Source organism: Megasphaera sp. DJF_B143 (assembly GCF_900320625.1).
GTDB lineage: Bacteria > Bacillota > Negativicutes > Veillonellales > Megasphaeraceae > Megasphaera > Megasphaera hexanoica.
Window position 1 is genome coordinate 1 of sequence record NZ_ONTA01000076.1, and the last position, 5,931, is coordinate 5,931.

Genomic DNA, 5,931 nt, shown 5'->3' on the forward strand with positions numbered 1-5,931 from the left:
GAAAAAGAAGCCATTCTGCATTACATCATGCCTAAACTGGTCATCGCCGGCATTGTATCCGTATCAGTCGTCTCCGGCCTCCTGGCCAGCATCATGGTCCACTGGATCTGATCTGTCTACAGATTTCTAACGGCAGAACCAAAAGGGGGAATCTGGCATATTCTCATCCATGATAAACTAAAAGGAAGCCGCAACAAAACAGCCTTAAGTGGTCATTTTGTTGCGGCTTCCTTTTTTCTGCCCTTATTCGATGCAGGCCTTACTGAAAATAGCCGGGAAAAGATTGTTTAATCATTTCCTTTTCTTCATTATACCGGTTCAGATGTGTCCGGGCCAGTTCATAGGCCTTATCCTCATCGCGGGCTTCTATGGCATCGATGAGCTGCATATGATCGGCCAGGACCTGGGAGGCAGGCATGCACTGGAAACTCAGGACAATCGCCCGGTCGAAATGCGGTGCCGCCGCTTCGACGATTTCACTCCAGTAGGGCTTTCCGCACAGCGTATAGAGGAGTCCATGAAATTTCTTATCCAATTCAAAAATTTTGCGCACCTGCTTGCGGCCAATGTAATATTTCCAGACAATGACGTTTTCCCGCAGCCGGTCCAGATCATCTGCCGTCAGTTTCCGGCAGGCTTCCCGGGCGATTTCCGCTTCCAGGACGGCCCGCAGCTGGCGCACTTCTTCCACCCGGTCTTCGTCAATGTATGAGACAAAGGTGCCTCGCTTGGGCATGACGTCGATGAGATGATTCTTGTGCAGGTCCAGAATGGCCTCCCTGATAGGCGTGCGGCTTACCTGAAACAAATCGCAATATTCCTTCTCGATAATCCGTTCACCCGGTTTGATTTCTACATTGACAATATTATAAAGCAAACAGCGCCGTACATACTGCCGCGACGACTCATCTTCTTTTTTTGCCAGAATTTCCATACCCATCACCTGTTTCAGCCTGGTTCATGACGCCAGAAGCCGCTTTTTATATAAAATAATCGGGGTAGAGCTGCATCAATTTACGGATACCCGTTTCCTGATTGGCCATATGCTGGCGGACCAGCCGGGCTGCCTTGTCTCCCTCATGCGATTCTATCGCTTTCAGCATATCTTCATGGACAGAAAGGGGAATTTCTTTCGGTTCCAGAAAGGCATTGAGCACGCGGGCACGGGAATAATCGAGGCTGGCCCGCATCAGGGTCTGCCAGATATGAGGCCGGCCGCAGCCAGAAAAAACCGTTTCATGGAAGGCATTGTCCGCTTCAAAAAAAGCCCGTTTATCACCGGCATCTGCCGCTTTCTGCTGGCGCTCCAGGATTTCATACAGCTGCCGGAGGCAAGATTCAGGGAGGCCCTGACAGGCTTCTGCCATGACAGCTTCTTCCATGACAACGCGCATAAACCGGGCTTCCCGTATCATCTGGGTATGCAGCCTGGCCACAAACGTACCGCGCTGGGGAAAAATATCCAGCAGGTGATCCTGCCCGAGATGGATGAAAGCTTCCCGTACAGGCGTACGGCTCGTCTTCAGAAGGTCTGCCACTTCCTGTTCAGACATGGCCGATCCCGGCGGCAGATGGAGTGACATAATATTATCATATAACATGCGGTATACGTAAGAACGCACCGTCTCCCGCTGGAGAGGTGGCGTAATTTCCAAATCAATCATCGTTATCACCTGATTCATGTAGAATAGCGGACGGATCTCTCATCATTTGAAAAAATCAGGATGGGCCGCCCGCAGTGCCGCCACGTCTATGATGATACGGTCGATGTGTTCATTGATGTCCCGTTCCGCCTGGTCCGTTTCATGCTGCCGTATATGAGTCACGAGCGACTGGTGCTTGGCATAGACAATATCCATTTCTTCTGTATTCAGTACGGAAAGCGCGCGGGACCGCAGATAATCCAGATTAGCCTGCATCAGTGTCTGCCAGACGTGGGGCTTGCCGCAGCCGGCAAAAATGATGCCGTGCATTTCATTATCAAGGGTCATGAAGCGGGCACTGTCGCCAGCATCCATGGCTTCTTTCTGATCGTTCAGAGATTGGTCGAGCTGTTTCAGGTACATGTCCGGCAGCTCCTGACAGGCCAGCCGTATGGCGGCCCGTTCGAGAGTCAGGCGCATAAAACGGTTTTCTTCGATGAGTGCCGTGTCGATTTTAGAAACAAAGGTCCCCCGCTGGGGCAGGATTTCCACGAGCCCATCCTGGGATAAATGGATAAATGCTTCCCGTACAGGCGTACGGCTGATATCCAGGTAGGAAGATACTTCCTGTTCGGAAACAGCCGTTCCCGGCGTCAGGCGGACTGCCATGATATTATGGTATAACAGCCGGTATACATAGGCCCTGACATTTTCCCGTGGTTCCATAGGTGTAATGGTAAGTTCAATCATACTGTAACCTCGCGCAGCAAAAGATAGCTTGCCTTCTTTATAATATCGATATTCTTATAATGATATTATAGCATACCGTCAATACATAAGCCAGTTCTAATATACGTCCGCAACAGGTAAAAAAGGACTGCCAGACAAATTGTTTTTCTGCAGATGAGATTAACCGTCACGACAGGCATTTCCTTTTCCCATATCTGATATGGCAAAATTTAAGAAAATGCCTGCCGCATGATAGCAGAATTCTTCATGCGACAGGCTTATGAGTCATTCCTTATTCAACTTCAGCAATGATGGTAACCGGTGCGCTATCCACGTCCAGTGCCCGGATAGGTGCTACGATGATACTCTTTACGGTTTTTCCTTCGAGAGGCGACAGCATCATATCTTCAATGACGGTCACGAATTTATCCGTATAATAACCCAGCAGCCAGTGATGGGCTTCCGTCGCATAGTCATTGCATACCGATCCGAGGGACAGGGAATCGAGGCCGATAGTGCAGAGGTTGGGGAAATTTTCTACGAGATATTTGCACAGGCCGGGATGAGCACTCGGATTTTCGTATTTGTATCCCTGGGGATTCAGTTCCTTCTGTTTTTCAAAGCCCGTACGGAACAAGAGCAGTTTCGCTTTGGCAATCTGATCCTTGTAGGGCATGACATCTTCCGCCGTAATGACTTCCTTAAACGTTTTTGGGATGTCGAGGATAAGGATTTCATCGCCCTTGAAGCAGAAGTAATCCATCGGCAGTTCTGTGATTTTAGGCCCCTTGGCATTGAAATGACGCGGTGCGTCATAGTGGGTGCCGTAATGATTGGGAATCGTCATGACCGATGTATTGCAGTAACTGCCATCGATACCGATGATATCATGGCGGCCGGAAGTATATACGGGGGCATCCGGCCAGGCAATCTGTCCTTCTGCAATGGGATAAGAAAGATATACGTACATAGAGACTCACTCCTTTTCTATAACAGGTAACTCACTTATTTCTTTTCTACAAAAGCGACGGCACGGATAGGAGAGCCGGAACCATCTTTAATCTTGAGAGGCAGCGTGGCAAACAGTACTTCATCGGGAAGAGTTCCCAGATTATACAGATTTTCAATAATCAGGATGCCTTTAGGGAGAAGTGTCTTATGGGTTGGGTCCGTTCCGCCGAATACATCGAGAGCCAGGGCATCACAGCCGACGATTTTCACTTTCTTTTCTGCCAGATACTGGGCACCATCTTCAGCCAGGCCCGGCCAGTCAGACAGGAATTCATCATAATCCGGTTTCAGGGCATACCGTTTGTCCCATCCGAAATGGAGCAGTACGACGTCTCCTTCCTGGATTTCTACATGGTCTTTTTCCCAGGCGATGATATCATCCTTATGGAACAATCCCAATGCACCGACCTGAGTCGCTTCGATTTTGACAGCATGACCGAAGAACTGTTTGAGCGGCACTTCATCGACGGGAGTTGCACCAGTTATGAAATGGCGCGGTGCATCGAGATGAGTACCACAATGTTCGCCCATCGTAACGGCATAATGAGTGGCCGGGTCTCCCATTTCTGTCGATTCTACAATATTGTGATAGAAATGCTGATGTGTCGGCCAGACCGGCATGCCTTCTTCCATGGTCAGCGTCAGATCGACGACATCCATTCCTTCTAATACAGCAGCTAATTCTTTCGTGTTCATGTGAAAACATCTCCCTTTCTTACGTTCACGTACTTATCTATAGTGAAGACAACCTTATGCTTCTGCCTGTTCTCCATCTTTGTGTACCGTTTCCTTGATGATAGTCAGAGGGATATAGGACAGGGCCAGCATGATAGCCAGTACGACGTAGTGGGCCGTAAACCCATAGGTTTCAATAATCCAGCCTGCCGTCGGGGCAGCGAAGAACCCGGAAAGACCGAGGGCAATACCAATCATCAGACCCATAGAGGAGCCGGCCGATTTGGGCAGGGAATCGATGAGCAGGGCATACATGACCGGGAATGGCGAATTACGGAAGAGGCCCCAGAAAATGAGGATCATCCAGGCTGACATTTCCGTATTGATGAACATGCAGGCCAGGGTCGCAACAATCCAGCCGGCAGTGATGATGCGCAGGGCAAACTTACGGCCCGTAGAATCCGATACCGTACCCCAGCCAATCTGGCCAATCCAGCCAGTCAGGCCGGAAGCACCCGAAACGACAGCAGCAGCCGCCAGAGAGATGCCGGCAACCGTCGTCAGCTGCAGGGTCATAAATGTGGTGATAGCCGCTTCAGACCAGAGGAAAATAAAGATCGTGATGATAGCCATGACACAGTTGCGGTTCTGGAGGCAGACGCCGACGTTTTTGACCATTTCTTTAAGAGACGGTTTCTTGCCTTCGGCTTCGACTTCATCGAGCGGTTTGGTCATCTGATGGTCTTCAATCCATTTATAAACTTTTTTCTGATTCTTTTCCGTACCAAAAATCAGCTGCAGGATGATGATGGGGATAGCCAGGAGAGGAACAAAGGTAAAGGCGTCATGCCAGGTACCGACGGCCAGGATAAAACTGATGACGACAGGTCCCAGGAACTGACCGAAGGGGAAGCCCGTGTGATGGACGCCGATGGCGAAACCACGATGTTCTTTCGGCCACCATTCACCGATAATCGCTACGTTTACCGGTTCAGCACCACCAGTCCCCATGCCGAGGACAGCCAGAGCAGCGCGCATAGCATTGACGGTCGTACACATAGCAGTCAGAATGCCTCCGATAGCCGCGACGACCATGCAGCAGATCCAGGTCCAGCCCCGTTTATAGCCGGAACCGACAGAGTCAGAAAGGATGCCAAAGAAAGTAGCACCGATGAAGGCACCGATGAACATAGCCGAATTCAGGAAGCCGACTTCGGTAGCACTCCAATGAAATTCTTCCATAATAGCCGGCAGAACGGTCGGCAGAATGATACGGGATACGGACGTAGCCAGAATGGCCAGGGTCGTAACCAGCAAAAGGATCCATGATATAGGATGGGCCTTAGGCATTTTCATACAGATACACTCCCTTTTCTTTTTTCCTTCATGATACATAATAAAATAACAGTAAGCTTCATTTTCCGTTCATCAAAGACGTACGGTTCTTCCTCCTTTCCTCATTACCTGAACGATGCTGGGACACGTTGCGATTTATCGTTCGTATATACATATATTCTTTTATATCCGCACCTCATTGATACACTAACATTCTAGCACCTGTATGATGAATAATCAACAAATACAACACATTTTTGCATACATATTTCTCATCGCTTTATCTATAACATTGCCTCTTTGTAATATAACTTCTTTTTATAAATAAAAAATAAACGGTAACTGCCACAAAAAGACAAGGCCAGTTCCTGTGTCGCGTGTAACGTAAAAAAAAAGATGGAGTCATCACATTACGCAAAAAAGCGTAATGTGATGACTCCATCTCATATCAGGCATAATTAATCAAAGGTAAGGATGATTTTCAGCACTTTATCAGGATGTTCGTCGTTAAAGGCAAAGGCTTCGCCAGCTTTTGCAA

The 5,931-nt window shown here is 48.8% G+C and carries 6 protein-coding genes; all 6 read right to left on the reverse strand.

Annotation, left to right across the window (positions count from 1 at the left end; translation table 11 throughout):
* Positions 1–259: 259 nt before the first annotated feature.
* Positions 260–934 (reverse strand): GntR family transcriptional regulator, encoded by a 675-nt coding sequence (locus DBO31_RS02235; RefSeq protein WP_059076273.1) that lies wholly within the window; start codon positions 932–934, stop codon positions 260–262.
* Positions 935–980: 46 nt separating this feature from the next.
* A complete protein-coding gene (locus DBO31_RS02240; protein ID WP_059076272.1) occupies positions 981–1,664 on the reverse strand; it encodes a GntR family transcriptional regulator in 684 nt (227 codons plus the stop codon).
* A gap of 42 nt (positions 1,665–1,706) precedes the next feature.
* On the reverse strand, positions 1,707–2,393 hold the full coding sequence (locus DBO31_RS02245; protein ID WP_150824336.1) for a GntR family transcriptional regulator: 687 nt from the start codon (positions 2,391–2,393) through the stop codon (positions 1,707–1,709).
* A gap of 271 nt (positions 2,394–2,664) precedes the next feature.
* Positions 2,665–3,342: a cyclase family protein gene (locus DBO31_RS02250; RefSeq protein WP_059076270.1), complete on the reverse strand. Its 678-nt coding sequence runs from the start codon at positions 3,340–3,342 to the stop codon at positions 2,665–2,667.
* Positions 3,343–3,377: 35 nt separating this feature from the next.
* The gene (locus DBO31_RS02255; protein ID WP_059076269.1) at positions 3,378–4,079 is read right to left on the reverse strand and encodes a cyclase family protein; all 702 of its coding nucleotides are present in this window, start codon (positions 4,077–4,079) and stop codon (positions 3,378–3,380) included.
* A gap of 54 nt (positions 4,080–4,133) precedes the next feature.
* Positions 4,134–5,414 (reverse strand): MFS transporter, encoded by a 1,281-nt coding sequence (locus DBO31_RS02260; RefSeq protein WP_059076268.1) that lies wholly within the window; start codon positions 5,412–5,414, stop codon positions 4,134–4,136.
* Positions 5,415–5,931: the final 517 nt, after the last annotated feature.